Annotated in this window: 15 protein-coding genes and 1 pseudogene; 9 read left to right on the top strand and 7 right to left on the bottom strand. The window is 45.9% G+C overall.

The window, feature by feature from the left end; translation table 11 throughout:
* Nucleotides 1–2: 2 nt before the first annotated feature.
* The 4 genes and pseudogenes from RE628_RS18900 to RE628_RS18885 all read right to left on the bottom strand — a co-directional run bounded on the left by RE628_RS18900 (nt 3) and on the right by RE628_RS18885 (nt 4,265).
* Nucleotides 3–1,041 (bottom strand): annotated as a pseudogene (locus RE628_RS18900) (M42 family metallopeptidase).
* Nucleotides 1,042–1,142: 101 nt separating this feature from the next.
* On the bottom strand, nt 1,143–1,469 hold the full coding sequence (locus RE628_RS18895) for a LapA family protein (RefSeq protein WP_309154506.1): 327 nt from the start codon (nt 1,467–1,469) through the stop codon (nt 1,143–1,145).
* Nucleotides 1,470–1,569: 100 nt separating this feature from the next.
* Nucleotides 1,570–3,360 (bottom strand): oligoendopeptidase F, encoded by a 1,791-nt coding sequence (pepF, locus tag RE628_RS18890; RefSeq protein WP_309154505.1) that lies wholly within the window; start codon nt 3,358–3,360, stop codon nt 1,570–1,572.
* A gap of 671 nt (nt 3,361–4,031) precedes the next feature.
* A complete protein-coding gene (locus RE628_RS18885) occupies nt 4,032–4,265 on the bottom strand; it encodes a hypothetical protein (RefSeq protein ID WP_309154504.1) in 234 nt (77 codons plus the stop codon).
* Between the two features lie 241 nt (nt 4,266–4,506).
* On the opposite strand from RE628_RS18885, the gene RE628_RS18880 reads away from it, so the two are divergent.
* The 3 genes from RE628_RS18880 (at nt 4,507) to RE628_RS18870 (ending at nt 7,231) form a co-directional block, all read left to right on the top strand.
* Entirely contained in the window at nt 4,507–4,704 is a 198-nt protein-coding gene (locus RE628_RS18880; protein ID WP_127000998.1) for a cold shock domain-containing protein, read from the top strand.
* 597 nt (nt 4,705–5,301) lie between these two features.
* Complete coding sequence (locus RE628_RS18875; protein ID WP_309154503.1) at nt 5,302–6,252, top strand: helix-turn-helix transcriptional regulator; 951 nt, start codon at nt 5,302–5,304, stop codon at nt 6,250–6,252.
* Nucleotides 6,253–6,286: 34 nt separating this feature from the next.
* Nucleotides 6,287–7,231 (top strand): hypothetical protein, encoded by a 945-nt coding sequence (locus RE628_RS18870; protein ID WP_309154502.1) that lies wholly within the window; start codon nt 6,287–6,289, stop codon nt 7,229–7,231.
* A 135-nt stretch (nt 7,232–7,366) separates the two neighbouring features.
* Here RE628_RS18870 and RE628_RS18865 read toward each other — a convergent pair whose 3' ends face one another.
* The gene (locus RE628_RS18865) at nt 7,367–7,726 is read right to left on the bottom strand and encodes a hypothetical protein (protein WP_309154501.1); all 360 of its coding nucleotides are present in this window, start codon (nt 7,724–7,726) and stop codon (nt 7,367–7,369) included.
* Between the two features lie 124 nt (nt 7,727–7,850).
* Nucleotides 7,851–8,201: a TetR/AcrR family transcriptional regulator gene (locus RE628_RS18860; protein WP_309154500.1), complete on the bottom strand. Its 351-nt coding sequence runs from the start codon at nt 8,199–8,201 to the stop codon at nt 7,851–7,853.
* Nucleotides 8,202–8,358: 157 nt separating this feature from the next.
* On the opposite strand from RE628_RS18860, the gene RE628_RS18855 reads away from it, so the two are divergent.
* The 4 genes from RE628_RS18855 to RE628_RS18840 all read left to right on the top strand — a co-directional run bounded on the left by RE628_RS18855 (nt 8,359) and on the right by RE628_RS18840 (nt 10,026).
* Nucleotides 8,359–9,051: an ATP-binding cassette domain-containing protein gene (locus RE628_RS18855; protein WP_309154499.1), complete on the top strand. Its 693-nt coding sequence runs from the start codon at nt 8,359–8,361 to the stop codon at nt 9,049–9,051.
* Between the two features lie 65 nt (nt 9,052–9,116).
* Nucleotides 9,117–9,242: a hypothetical protein gene (locus tag RE628_RS18850; RefSeq protein WP_309154498.1), complete on the top strand. Its 126-nt coding sequence runs from the start codon at nt 9,117–9,119 to the stop codon at nt 9,240–9,242.
* Nucleotides 9,239–9,688, top strand: a complete 450-nt coding sequence (locus RE628_RS18845) for an ABC transporter permease (RefSeq protein WP_309154497.1) — start codon at nt 9,239–9,241, stop codon at nt 9,686–9,688. Before RE628_RS18850 ends, RE628_RS18845 begins: the two co-directional genes overlap by 4 nt.
* On the top strand, nt 9,673–10,026 hold the full coding sequence (locus RE628_RS18840) for an ABC transporter permease (RefSeq protein ID WP_309154496.1): 354 nt from the start codon (nt 9,673–9,675) through the stop codon (nt 10,024–10,026). Before RE628_RS18845 ends, RE628_RS18840 begins: the two co-directional genes overlap by 16 nt.
* A 90-nt stretch (nt 10,027–10,116) precedes the next feature.
* Here the strand turns inward: RE628_RS18840 and RE628_RS18835 are convergent, their stop codons facing one another.
* Entirely contained in the window at nt 10,117–11,277 is a 1,161-nt protein-coding gene (locus RE628_RS18835) for an MFS transporter (protein WP_309159504.1), read from the bottom strand.
* Nucleotides 11,278–11,755: 478 nt separating this feature from the next.
* Between RE628_RS18835 and RE628_RS18830 the strand changes: the two genes are divergently transcribed.
* Together RE628_RS18830 and RE628_RS18825 are read left to right on the top strand one after the other, a co-directional pair.
* On the top strand, nt 11,756–12,682 hold the full coding sequence (locus RE628_RS18830; protein ID WP_309154495.1) for an ABC transporter permease: 927 nt from the start codon (nt 11,756–11,758) through the stop codon (nt 12,680–12,682).
* 15 nt (nt 12,683–12,697) lie between these two features.
* Complete coding sequence (locus RE628_RS18825) at nt 12,698–13,606, top strand: carbohydrate ABC transporter permease (protein ID WP_309154494.1); 909 nt, start codon at nt 12,698–12,700, stop codon at nt 13,604–13,606.
* Nucleotides 13,607–13,639: the final 33 nt, after the last annotated feature.

Below are 13,639 nucleotides of genomic sequence, written 5' to 3'. Positions count from 1 at the left end.
CATTACTGCTTGACATATGCGGCAAGGAGCTTAGCTGTATTAATCACCGCTTGTGTATGCGTCCGTTCCATCGCATGTGAAGCGTGAACACCCGGGCCGATCAGTGCGGCGCGGATGTTGTTGCCAGCGCGCAGAGCGGCGGAGGCGTCTGAGCCGTAATACGGATAAATATCAACCGCGAACGGAATTTCAAGCTGCTTGGCTAACTCGATCAGCTTGCCAGGTCATATCATAATCATAAGGGCCGCTGGAGTCCTTGGCGCAGATCGATACATCAGTTTCTTTGCAGCTGAGGTCATCACCCATCGCGCCCATATCAACGGCGATCATCTCGTTGATGCCTTCCGGCAGTGAGGCTGCTCCATGACCGACCTCCTCATAATTGGAGAAGAGGAATACAAGGTCATGCTTCGGTGTCCAGCCTTCGCGCTTACTCGATTCGATCAGTCCGAACAGGGCGGCAACACTGGCTTTGTCATCAAGGTGACGGGATTTTACATACCCACTCGGTGTAATAACAGCCCGGGAGTCGAAGGAGATAAAGTCGCCTACGGAAATGCCGAGCTTCAGGACATCCTCTTTGTTCTCCACCATTTCATCGATGCGAACTTCCATATTCGCTTCCTCGCGCTTGTAGCTACGAGCATCATCGTAGACGTGTACGGATGGATGCTGGGATAGAATTGTTCCGGTATATTTCTTGCCGTCACGAGTATGGATCACACAGTATTCGTTCTCGATACTGTTCATCATAAAGCCGCCCACTGAGGTTAGCTTCAGCGTTCCGCTCGAAGTGATGGAACGAACCATCGCTCCGAGCGTGTCGATATGAGCGCTAATCGCGATTCTACGGGATGAGTCGCTGCCCTTCAAAGTGAGCAGGGCGCCGCCTTTCTCGTTCAAGGAGAAAGGGATGCCCAGCGCTTCGGCTTCTGCGCGAACAAGTTCGATGGCTTCGTGCGTATAGCCGGTTGGGCTTGGTGTATCTAGCAATCTTTTTAAAAGATCTAGAATATAAGCTTCATTGGGTTCTATGTTCATCGTTATAATCCTCCATTGTTAGATCAGGTACTGCACTTTGAAACAGTATTGCTCGCTTGTTCTTCGTATTGCTCAATCAAAAATTTAAGAAAAGGCTCCGATTAGCTATTTGTCGAAGGCTGTTCTTCAGTAGGCTGCTGCTCTTCTGGCTTCGCTTCCGGAAAAACATAGCCAGTAGCTTCTTGAATATGTACAAGCTTGGCATTCAATGTTTTGACTTGCTTCTGTAGACGGTAACCGCGGAAAATACCGAAAGAACCGACAATAATGCCGCCGAGCAGCGTACATCCAAGGATGAGCAGAATCTTTGGCAGGCTGACCGTCCCGAACAGTAAGTTCACATCGACTGTATCCACGTTAATTACGGCAAAGACCGCGGTAATTAGCGCAAAGATCAGAGCAAGGATAAGAGACCATTGGATTTTCATGAGGTAACACCTCCTTCTTCTTATAGACAGTATAAATCCCTCTCCCACAAGGGGCAAGGGATTTTTTAATGACGCTGAATGTAAAGGGACTATCTGGCGATTATTTCGTCAGCTCTTCCATTTGTTTGATGACATCCTCGAACACGCTCATCGCTTCGCGGATCGGCTCCGGAGACGACATATCCACTCCGGCTTTGCTCAGAATGTTAATGGAGAAGTCGCTGCCTCCGCTCTTCAGAAATCCGAGATAGCTATCTACTGCCGGCTTACCTTCCTCAAGGATCTTCTTGGAGAAGCTGGTAGCCGCGGAGAACCCGGTCGCATATTTGTACACATAGAAGCTGGTGTAGAAATGCGGAATCCGTGCCCATTCCATCTCAATGTCTTGATCGACATTCATTTCGTTGCCATGGTACTTCACATTGAGATCATAGTAGATGGACGACAGCTCTTGCGGTGTCAGTGATTCACCGGCCTCAGCACGCTCATGTACAATCTTCTCGAATTCGGCGAACATCGTCTGACGGAAGATCGTCGTACGGAACTGATCAGCATAATAGGTTAGTAGATAAAGCTTCTGTTTCGGATCAGTAGACTTCTTAAGCAGATAGTCCATTAGCAGTGCTTCGTTTGTCGTCGATGCAACTTCGGCCAGGAAGATGGTATACTGCGCATCCCGATATTTCAGAGCTTCATCCGAGAAATAGGAGTGTAGTGCATGGCCCATCTCATGCGCCAGAGTGAACATGCTATTCAGATTGTCCTTATGGTTGAGCAGTACGTACGGATGCGTACCGTAAGCGCCCCAACTGTATGCACCGGTCCGCTTACCCTCGTTCTCGTACACATCGATCCAGCGGTCCTCGAAGCTTTTGCGAAGCACTTGAAGATATTCCTCACCCAGTGGTTTCAATCCTTCAAGCACGGTCTGCTTGGCTTCATCATAAGTGATATCCCATTTATATTCCTCAACTAATGGAGCGAACAGATCGTACATATGCAGTTCGTCTACGCCCAGCAGCTTCTTGCGCAAATTCATATAGCGGTGCAGAAGCGGCAGGCTCTCATGAATGGTATCGATAAGATTGGTATAGACCTCTTGAGGAATGTTATCCCCTTGCAAATACATTTCCAGGACAGAAGGATATTTGCGGACACGGGAATAGAACATGTTCTTGTTCACATTCGCACTAAGGGTAGCGGCGATCGTGTTCTTTTGCTTGGCATAAGTTTCATAGACGGCCTTGAAGGCACGGCGGCGGACATCCCGGTTCGGATTCTCCAGATATTGAATATAACTGCCATGGGTAAGCGGGACTTCCTTGCCGTTCTCATCCTCAATGTTCGGGAATTTCATATCGGCGTTGTTGATCATGCCAAAGATGCTCTGTGGTGCCTGAGATAAATTGCCTACTTGAGCGAGCAACGCTTCTTCAGCCTTACTGAGGACATGTGCTTTCTCACGTTTTATCTCCTGCAGGGTGAATTTATAATCGGCCAGCACAGGGTTATCGATCAGCGCATCGAGTTCAGTCTCTGGAAGAGACAGAATTTCAGGAGTGATGAAGGATAATGCCTCGCTTACCTCAACGCTCAGTTTCTTGGCTTTTTGAAGCAGTGCCTGATATGTAGGGTTGGTTGTATCTTCATCATGATGAAGATGAGCATATACGTACAGACGCTCAAGTTTGAGTGAGATGTCATCCTCGAGCACGAACACTTCTTTGATGATTTGTGGAGTGTCCAACTTGCCCTCGTATTCTGATGGTTTCTTTTTCAAATCCTTTAATTCATTGTAGGATGCGTCCCATGCCTGTTGGCTTGTGAACAGGTCTTTAAGCTCCCAAGTGTGGTCTTGCTCAACGGCGGATCGTTTTGGTACTGTGCTCATTGGTATCCTCCTCTGTTTTGGGTGAAATGAAGTTGCAGAAGCTGGTTGATCAAAGGTGATGTCAGCAAATATTCCGGAGAACAGCAGACAGCTAGATAGCAGGAGAGGAAGTACGGATTGTTGGTTCAAGCGGATATACCCTCCTATTAGAGGTAGTTCAAAAAGTTCACTTTTGATCACGATGTGATTCAGGAAGAGTAGTCGACATTGAATCTTGAATTCAGCCGGGCCTTCCGGTGCTCACGTACCAACTACGTACGCTCCGCTCCTCACGCCCTAGCTTTATCCAACCTTCTCGGTGCTGAAAATCGTACTTTTTGAACATACACTATTAAAATATAGGAATTAGTATATCCTCACTTGATGAGTTATATTTGCTGGCAGTGATCTTCCGGAATTTCTGAATCAACCTAAGTTCCAAAAGCTGTAAACAATTAAAGCAAAGGCTGCCACAATCATGACTATAGCGGTGGTGGCAAGTCCGCGTTTCAGTTTGGGCGGGACGGAATTTTTGCTAAGGATCAGTACAAGCCCAAGACAGAATGCGCAAATAATGAAGATAAGGTAACTGGAGCTATCCATGAAAATACTCGCTTTCTACATTTTTAGAATCGCAGCCACCAGTTAGGGGCTGCGATTGCATCCAAGTAAAGCTATTAGGGACAGGCCTCTTAAACGAGCTTAAAGGCGGCCATAATCTCGTTCCATTCCTCTTCACGGTCGACAAAGTCTACCTTCGGGAATCGGTCATTGGCCCATTTCATAAGGGCAGGACGGCTGAGAAAGGTATGTGTTTCCTCGCCCCATTGGTCCGAGATTTCACGCAGAATGATATATTTGCCTTGCACCTCCACTGTCATCATATTCCATTTGTCGTGTTTGTATATTTGGTGTTTTTTAATCATTATAACTCTCCGATCTGTACCTCAATTGTGCGATGAATATCTTCTGATTTTAATCATCTTGAATTGGAATATTTTAATGAAAATGATAACGCAGTATATGAAGGAAAGCAAATAAAAAAGGCTCTGGGCGAATCGGAGTAGAGATTTTTTTAGCAAAAATGACACGTTGCATTGTTCATAGGCATAGAGTATAATATGGTTATTCGTCAATGATGACGATTATTTTTAGGAGGTTGTTCATTTGAAAGGTACAGTTAAATGGTTTAACGCAGAGAAAGGCTATGGCTTTATTTCAGTAGAAGGCGGCGAAGACGTATTCGTACATTTCTCCGCAATCCAAGGCGACGGATTCAAGACTTTGGACGAAGGCCAAGCTGTTGAGTTCGAAATTACTGAGGGCAACCGTGGTCCTCAAGCTGCTAACGTAATCAAATTATAAGATTTATTCCGAATAACGGATCACTTATAAAGTTTGGTTCCAAGCGCGATAATGAAAGACACAGCTCTAATTAGGGCTGTGTTTTTTTGCGTTTGGGGCCTGATGAGGATTTTTTCATTTAACCCGGCTTTTTTGCAGCAGTGAGCTGTACCCCATTGCGGTGCTGTGTCTTTATCATTTCATTTGCTCTAACGAAACTACAGATCGTTATTGACTCAAAATTACGGGCATTTCGTCTGTAACGAAACTACAGGTCGTTATATGTTCTAAAAATAGGTTTTTGGTCGTTTTTTAACTCAAATAACGATACCCAGTTTCGTTAAAATTTCCAGCAGCGCTTTTTGGAGCGAATAGCGATACCACGTTTCGTTAGAGAATGACAGATTGCTCAAGGAAGCAGGAAAATAGCTAAGCGGATTGAATTATTAGGGGAAAGTCGAATGTCTTCAATATCGGCGCAGAATATTCTTTAGATTGGTATAGGATAATGCGTCAGATAAGTGTTTTTTAATACATACAGTACCTTGAAAATTGGCGACAAACTGTTGTCACCAATAGTCTGATATATTTGTGTTGGAACGGAGGACAGGATCAACGATGAAACGGATGGATCGAATGATGGCCATTGTACTGGCGCTCCAGTATCAGACGGAAACGGCGCAATCGCTTGCCGATAAGCTTGAGGTTTCAAAGCGGACAATTCTGCGTGATGTACAGGCTCTGTCTGAGATAGGCGTTCCGATCTATGCGGTGAGTGGTCCTGGCGGCGGATACCGCTTGATGGAGGGCTACAGACTACCCCCGTTGCAATTGGATACGGAGGAAGCACTTGTGCTTCTGCTCTCACTAGACGGGATGACGAAGTATAGTGACAGTCCTTTTCAACAAGCCAGATGGACAGTAAGAGACAAGATCCGTTCTGTGCTCCCGGAGCAAACTTTAGGTCAAATTACTCCTTTACTGGGACATATAGAAATGGAGGTGCCCGATCGTCGTTATAAAACTCCGTATTTAAGCGATTTGATGAGGTATGCGACGAAAGGGGATTGGCTATTAACGTTGTACCGTTCGCAGAATCACAGTCGCCAACTGAATATCCGTCCGCTACGAGTGTATGCAGCCCACGGGTTCTGGTACTGTGAAGCTTACTCTTCTCAGCATGGTGAGGTGCGTACCTTCCGGGTCGACCGCTTCGCAGAAGTGGAGGCTTCCAGTATGCCGGAATCTGGGTTAGAACGAGAGTTTGGTTCGCTGAATTTCCCAAAGGAAGCGACAGTACATGAGCCGTCAGTACATATTTATGCGAAACTCACCTATCGCGGGGCGCTGATGGCAGAGCAAGATCCCCATATGGGGCATCTAGTCAGGCAAACGGGAGATGAGGAGTGGGAGGTTGCCTTTGATTGCCCAGGATCGGAATGGAATTGGGCGGTAGATTTTTTCTATTATATCGGGCTTGATGCTGAAGTGCTAGAGCCTGTACGACTGCAGGAAGAGATCCGTGTGAAGGCAGAGCAGCTGGTGCGGAAGTATTCGAGAAATAACTAGTGAAAGTTACGAAGTAATAGAGGGGGATTGTAGGATGAAGAATGAAAGTAGGCATGTATTGGAACGCAGTAAGGATTTTATCTATAGGAACGCCAGATTGCTAGATCGGATGCGGTTCGCCTACCATTTCGAGAATGGCTCCAGGGCGGATGTGTTACGAGCACTGCAAGCTTATCAGAACGAGGATGGTGGCTTTGGGAACGCTCTTGAACCGGATATGCGCTGTCCGCATAGTCAACCTGTAACCACGGAGACAGCCCTGTTAATCATCAAGGAAGTCGGCGGATTTGATAGTGTTATGCTAGACGATATCCTGTCCTATTTAGAGGGAATAAGCCTCCCTGGAGGCGGGTTACCTCGGGCTACTACTGCTGTGAATGATTACCCGCATGCTCCCTGGTGGACAACAGAGCAGGATGGAGTTCCGTCCTTAAATCCGACGGGGAGTATTATCGGCCTCTTACTTGGACAATCCGAGCGCGCTGAGTTTCAAGCTGAACGTTGGTTCCAGGGGCATGTAGACTTTATATGGCGCTGTCTAGAAGAATCCCCTGTAGGTCCCGGTGATTATCATGATGCGATGCAGTGGATCTCCTTCCTGGAGACGGTACCAGGAGAGACGGAACGGGCTGCTAAACTTATGGGGATTCTGGATGAATGGCTGACCGGACCGAACGGTATTGAGAAGAACGTCCACGCTGAGGGATACGTCCACAAGGTTCTAGATTACGCGAAAACGCCAGACTGTTATGCTAGTCGGCTCCTTCAGTCAGAGGATATCGAGCGGCACCTTGATTGGTTAATGGATGGCCAGCAAGCTGACGGAGGGTGGAACATTACCTTCCCGGCAGTCAGTTCGGCAGGAGAGCAGGAATGGCGCGGTTCGTTGACTGTTGATCGATTAATTACGCTGAAAGCGTATGGGTGTTTGGGTAAGTTTATAAAGGGCAGCTATCAATTTTGGAGAGATCATAAATAACTATAAAAGGTCATTTGTATATAGGTAAGGTGCAGAAAAATAAAACCCTCAGCTCAATTTAACAGAGCTGAGGGTTTTATTATCTGATCATGAAGCAAGGCCGGAAATATAGGAAACTAGTGAGTCATTTCCGATTCATAACCTATTTTTGCGAAATATAGTGTTCGATTCCGTCCAGAATCCGCTCCAGTCCGAATTCGAAGTCGTCTCCGATAGGATTGGTTTCCTCCACTTCGTGGTGTATACCCCGGAGATTATAAGCGGATATAAATCCGGAAAACGATCGGGAGTTACCAGCTTTTTCAGCGCATCGCTGTAGTCAAACCCGGTGAAGGAGCCTGGACTTTTTCCAGCCTTAAGGGTACGTTCCAAATCATTCATAATAATTCCACAAGACCGCGCATAACTGCTTAAGAGGAGTACGATCGACAGTTTCTCATAATCGTTAAGCGGCAGATCTCTGGTGCTTCGTAGTCCGATGTCTGCGATTTCCATATTTCTTGGTGTCATCGGGACTCCGGAGATTGGAATATCGGTATACCAAGGATGTTCGCGTATCACCTTGATATTTGCCCGGACAAAAAGGCGCATTTTTTACGCCAATCTATATCCTGTTCGTCTATCTCGGGATGTTAATATCGCAAGCTGCATCCATCATCAGTAATAGTAAGTCGTCTTTGCCTGGAACATAGCGGTACAGTGACATGGTTGTAAACCCAAGAGTTGTGGCGATGCGGTTCATAGACACAGCGGAGAGACCTTCCTCATCCGCAATGGTAATCGCGGCTTTGACGATCTTTTCGATGCTCATTTCTCTTTTGGGTCCCCGCTTTGGCGGCTCAACTAACCCCCAGCTAAGGGCTACGCCCAGAGGCAGGCTGCCCAATTTATCTTTATCCATTGCTTCACAATCCCCTCGTGACTTATCAATTATTGGTTCGATTAGTAGCTTGTCTGATCTCTTCCACATTCATTTTATCTGAAGGCAAAAAATTAATAAAAATAATTTGATTTTTATGTTGCACTCTAATTGTATATGCAATATACTGTGTATGCAATAAACTGTGTATGCAATAAACTGTTTATATCATGTACAAATAAATATTTAACTATTAGGAGGAGTACGGATGAGCTCTTTCGCTATTGAAATTAACGGTCTTCAGAAAAAATTTGGTGAGCAAACAGTCCTTAATGGCATCAACTTGAATGTTCCAGAGGGGAAAATTGTTGCACTGCTAGGGCCAAACGGCGCTGGTAAGACTACATTAATCAACATTCTCTCGACGTTGGTAGCCCCTGATGGAGGATCGGCCAAGGTAGCGGGATATGATGTGGTTCACGGCAAGGAAGAGGTGAAGCAATCGATCGGTTTGACGGGTCAGTTCGCTGCAGTGGATGAGTCCTTGTCGAGCGAGGAAAACCTGAGGATGATGGGTAGACTCTCTGGTCTCTCACGAACGGAAGCAAGGGTACGGGCTAGTGAACTACTAGAATATTTTGACCTGACGGAAGTAGCACGCAAGCGGGTAAAGACTTTCTCGGGAGGGATGCGGCGGCGGCTGGATTTGGCGCTCAGTCTGGTTGTCAGACGGCCGATTTTATTTCTGGATGAGCCGACGACGGGTCTGGATACACGGAGTAGGCGCGCATTATGGGATATCATCCTCGATTTGTCCGCAAACGGAGTCACCGTCTTCCTGACGACGCAATATTTGGAGGAAGCTGATCAATTGGCTGACACCATTGCCGTCATCGCAGGTGGCAGTATTGTAGCCCATGGAACCCCAGCAGAGATGAAATCTCGAATCGGGGGGAAGTAGTTGAGATCCGTAATACTCATGACGATGTCATTTGGGAAATTCCGACGGGTGGGAGCATCGCTGATTTGAAGGAGATTTTGGATGGCCTGGTACACACGGTCGAGGAAGGGACACGGATCAGCATCCGCAGACCAAGTCTGGATGATGTATTCCTGGCATTAACCGAGACAGAAAAGGAGACTTCTTTATGATTCAGAACGTTTCAACAATCAAAAAGCCATCTCAGATGGTGACAAGCGGCGTATTTATCAGCCGCAGCCTGCTGCACAGCCTGCGTAATGCCGAAGTCTTGATCATGGCCATTATGCTGCCTATTATGCTTATGCTGTGTTTTACTTATATTTTCGGCGGAGCTATTGACCCCGGAGGGGATTACGTGAATTATGTTGTACCGGGAATTATTTTGTTATGTGCAGGCTTTGGTTCATCCAGTATAGCAGTGGATGTAACAACCGATATGACCAATGGGATCATTGATCGGTTCCAGACGATGCCGATTCGCAGTATCCACGTGATTACAGGCCATGTGGTCGCAAGTATAGCCCGTAATTTGCTGGCGACAGTGATCGTGTTTGGTATTGCTCTTCTTGTCGGTTTCAGACCTACCGCAAGTGTGGGGGCTTGGTTCGGGCGGTAGGCATGATTACTTTGTTCATCTTGACGTTCACTTGGTTATACGCTGCGATAGGTCTAGTTGCCAAATCGCCTTCCGCTGCGAGTGGATATGGATTTATACTGATGTTCGTTCCATATTTGTCGAGTGCTTTTGTTCCAACGAGTACGATGCCAGTCTGGTTGCAGGGTGTAGCAAACAACCAACCTATAACACCGGTTATTGAAACTATCCGTGCGCTACTCATGGGAGATCCGGTTCATGATCATATCTGGTGGGCGCTCGGCTGGTGCGTGTTTATTCTAGTCGCCTCACTCATTTGGTCCACCTGGTCATTCCACCGAAAAGCCGGACGGAGATAATTACATGTCATGAAACGAGATCTAATAACGATAAAAAGCAGTCTGTTCTCCATATGGAAAACAGGCTGCTTTTTCATTTAAGTAATAGGATTAGGCTTTCTTCGAGGACCTTGCAGATTTTCTAGCGCGTATTGCCTGATCTCGATGAAAATAGCGGGTCGCAAATCCGACACAAGCAATGAGAGCGAACGTCATGGCAATGAGATAGTAACGCTGACGGCCGAACTGTTCGAATACAATGCCGCCGAAGGTGCCACTGAGCAGGCCCGAAGCACTTGACCATGCAATGGTGAACAAGGCCATCCCCGTCGCCCGGAATTGATCGGGGATCATTCTTGTGAGCATTCGAATCGATGTGACATAGAAAATACCGAAAGAAAAGCTATGCATCGTTTGGATGGCGATTATTGCATAGGCTGAATCTGTTAGACTGACGAGCAGAAATCGAGTTGCAAATACAAGACTAGCAATAATGAGCAGCGGTAATTCCTTAAATCTTTCACCATAAATACTGAGAATCAAGAAAATCGGAATTTCAGAACAGGATGAGGCCAGTTGAGCCCATCCGATAACATTTTCTCCAGCCCCCAGATCTTTGAGCGTAATCGTTAGAAAAGCATCGTTCATGCGCACTGCGATAGCGAGACAGAAGACGCAGCCGAAGAACCACAGCAGTTCCTTCTGGCGCAGGATAGACCAGATGCCAGACATGTCCATTTTAGCTACTGGACTACTCTGGTCCTGGATGAACATCGTGATAAGCAGTGCGATTCCCGCTATAGCCATAGTTACCCACATCGTCTTGGATGCACCGATCACCGATAGTACGTACCCGATGGCGAGAGCAAAGAAGGCATAGCCGATAGAGCCGAAGATACGAACCGTAATAAAGCTCTTACCATGCTGCTTGGCAGCGTTAATTGCAATCGTATCCGACAGCGGGAAGACGGGATAGAAGAAGAAATAGAATATCGTAATCATCAGCATGATCACGGAAAAAGTGGTTGAAATGGAAAGTATGTATGACATGATGATTTGACCAATTAATAGGATGCACATGATCTTTTTGATCGTTCTAAATTTATCACTAGCTATACTCCATAGCAGGTTAGCAATCAGAGAAATCATCGGTCCGAGCGCGTACAAAACTCCGATTTGGCCGTTTGTAAATCCAAGTTTGGCGTAGAAGAGCGGGAAATAAGTGCTTACCAGCACCATCGTACCGTATATGGTAAAGGAAAAGGCTCGCATCGATGATAAATTTGGCCGGGATAATGAAGACGGTTCCATAGAGAGATGACGACCTCGTTTCGGTGGTGGTATAAGTCGGCTTGATCAAACAAGTAAAATACTAATAACAATCAACGCTAGTATATCATAACCCGCCGGAAAGGGAGGGGGAGATATTATTATCATGGTTGTGTCAATGAATTGGTCAAATTTGATATAGCAATGAAAACGCTATCTTTTTAGGCAAAAAAAACACATTACGCACTGTCACAGATTATTGTCAAAATGGCTAATCGCTTGTGCGGCGCGGAATCTGGAGGCTCATAAACCACATATTTACGATTCTAAACATCATCGTTATCGTTAGGAATGTAAGCGCTAGCAATCCTGCAGGATTCGCAAATAGCAATATAAGCATTTGAAACATGAACATCTAAGAAATCTAACTGAAAGGGGTGATCCTATGCACGACACCAGAGCTACTATCTCAGGTGAGGTCATGTTAAAACCCAAAAGCGCGGGTAAGGACCTGTGGAAGAGAATCATACAAAACTGGGAATTGTACATCTTCATTGCGCCAGCATTTTTATACTTTCTTATTTTTTCATACGGGCCGATGTACGGTATTCAGATTGCGTTCAAGAACTTTATCCCGACTAAAGGTATTACGGGGAGTCCATGGGTTGGATTCGATCATTTTGAACGATTCTTCCATTCTTATTATTTTTGGGATTTGCTATGGAACACACTGAGCATCAGTTTGTATGAACTGGCCGTAGGATTTCCAATTCCGATTATCCTAGCTCTGGCCTTCAATGAAATCAGGAACGGTACCTTCAAAAAGCTGGCCCAGACGGTGACGTATGCACCTCACTTTATTTCAGTCGTGGTTATGGCCGGGATGATCATTTCATTCCTATCCCCTTCTACAGGGATTATTATTCATCTGATTGAAGGAATGGGTTTGCAAGCACCTGCTTTCTTAACAGATCCGAGATGGTTCAAGACGGTATATGTCTTGTCAGGAGTATGGCAGAGCGCAGGCTGGGGAACGATCATTTATTTGGCAGCTCTGTCTGGTGTCGACCCTGGGCTTCATGAGGCAGCAATTATCGATGGGGCATCACGATTCCAACGTATTCGCAACATCAATTTGCCTACCATTATTCCTACGATGACTATCTTACTGATCTTGAATATAGGCAGCTTACTTGGTGTTGGATTTGAAAAAATCCTGTTGCTGCAAAATCCGTTGAATATGACTTCATCGGACGTCATTTCCACTTTCGTGTACCGCTCCGGTCTCGTCGATGCACAGTACAGTTTCTCAACAGCGATCGGCTTGTTCAACTCGGTCATTAACTGCATACTGCTGGTTACTGTAAATCAGATTGTACGGCGGGCGAGCGATAATAGTTTGTGGTAGGAAGGAGGGACACGAATGCTAATAGGTGTTAAAGAGACGAGAAGGGACAAAATTTTTCTAGCCTTTACTTACTTGTTTGTAATCCTTGCTTTTATCGTTGTGTTCTATCCATTGCTCTATATGCTCAGTGCCTCCATCAGTGATCCGAAATATGTTGCTTCCGGGGAGATGTGGTTGTGGCCCAAAGGAATTACGTTAGACGGTTACAAACGGGTATTTGAGAATACAAGTATTTGGGTCGGTTATGGAAACACAATTTTATACACGGTTATCGGTACAACAATCAACCTGGTCGTTACACTGCCTGCAGCTTATGCGTTGAGCCGTAAGGACTTTGTAGGTCGCAACTTCTTCATGGGTATGTTCATGGTTACGATGTTCTTCAGTGGCGGACTGGTACCTTCCTATTTGCTTATTAAGTCGCTTGGCATGATCAATACGATGTGGGCAATTGTGATCCCATCTGCAGCGTCGATCTGGAATATTATCGTATCACGCACATTCTTCCAAGGTTCCATTCCACCAGAACTGCAGGATGCGGCCCAAGTGGACGGATGTACGAACATGAGGCTGTTCATCAAAATTATTCTGCCGCTCTCTATGCCAATTATCGCAGTCATGGCTCTGTTCTATGGAGTTGGTCACTGGAACAACTATTTCTCGGCCATGATTTACTTGAATGATGCTGGGAAATACCCACTTCAACTCGTCTTAAGACAGATTCTAGTGCTTCAAGAGATGTCTGCACAAGGCGGTGGAGCGATTGATACTTCAACGGCTGCAGCTATGAATAGCAAGGCGGAAATTGCGGCTTTGGTCAAATATGCGGTCATTATTGTAGCTACGATCCCAGTTATCGTGATCTATCCATTTTTACAGCGTTATTTCGTACAGGGTGTTATGATTGGTTCTGTAAAAGGTTAATAACATTAACTATCAAAAAAGGGGAGTTTAGCT

It is taken from the genome of Paenibacillus sp. D2_2 (assembly GCF_031199965.1).
Taxonomy (GTDB): domain Bacteria; phylum Bacillota; class Bacilli; order Paenibacillales; family Paenibacillaceae; genus Fontibacillus.
Note: the sequence above shows the minus strand (reverse complement) of the source record. Positions and strands in the feature narration are given on the sequence as shown.

Excerpts from the sequence above, each read along its gene's own strand:
- RE628_RS18875 (WP_309154503.1), top strand. The coding sequence starts at position 5,302 with ATGAAACGGATGGATCGAATGATGGCCATTGTACTGGCGCTCCAGTAT.
- RE628_RS18895 (WP_309154506.1), bottom strand. The coding sequence starts at position 1,469 with ATGAAAATCCAATGGTCTCTTATCCTTGCTCTGATCTTTGCGCTAATT.
- RE628_RS18885 (WP_309154504.1), bottom strand. The coding sequence starts at position 4,265 with ATGATTAAAAAACACCAAATATACAAACACGACAAATGGAATATGATG.
- RE628_RS18855 (WP_309154499.1), top strand. The coding sequence starts at position 8,359 with ATGAGCTCTTTCGCTATTGAAATTAACGGTCTTCAGAAAAAATTTGGT.
- RE628_RS18825 (WP_309154494.1), top strand. The coding sequence starts at position 12,698 with ATGCTAATAGGTGTTAAAGAGACGAGAAGGGACAAAATTTTTCTAGCC.
- RE628_RS18870 (WP_309154502.1), top strand. The coding sequence starts at position 6,287 with ATGAAGAATGAAAGTAGGCATGTATTGGAACGCAGTAAGGATTTTATC.
- pepF (WP_309154505.1), bottom strand. The coding sequence starts at position 3,360 with ATGAGCACAGTACCAAAACGATCCGCCGTTGAGCAAGACCACACTTGG.
- RE628_RS18830 (WP_309154495.1), top strand. The coding sequence starts at position 11,756 with ATGTTAAAACCCAAAAGCGCGGGTAAGGACCTGTGGAAGAGAATCATA.
- RE628_RS18865 (WP_309154501.1), bottom strand. The coding sequence starts at position 7,726 with ATGGAAATCGCAGACATCGGACTACGAAGCACCAGAGATCTGCCGCTT.
- RE628_RS18835 (WP_309159504.1), bottom strand. The coding sequence starts at position 11,277 with ATGCGAGCCTTTTCCTTTACCATATACGGTACGATGGTGCTGGTAAGC.
- RE628_RS18845 (WP_309154497.1), top strand. The coding sequence starts at position 9,239 with ATGATTCAGAACGTTTCAACAATCAAAAAGCCATCTCAGATGGTGACA.
- RE628_RS18860 (WP_309154500.1), bottom strand. The coding sequence starts at position 8,201 with ATGTGGAAGAGATCAGACAAGCTACTAATCGAACCAATAATTGATAAG.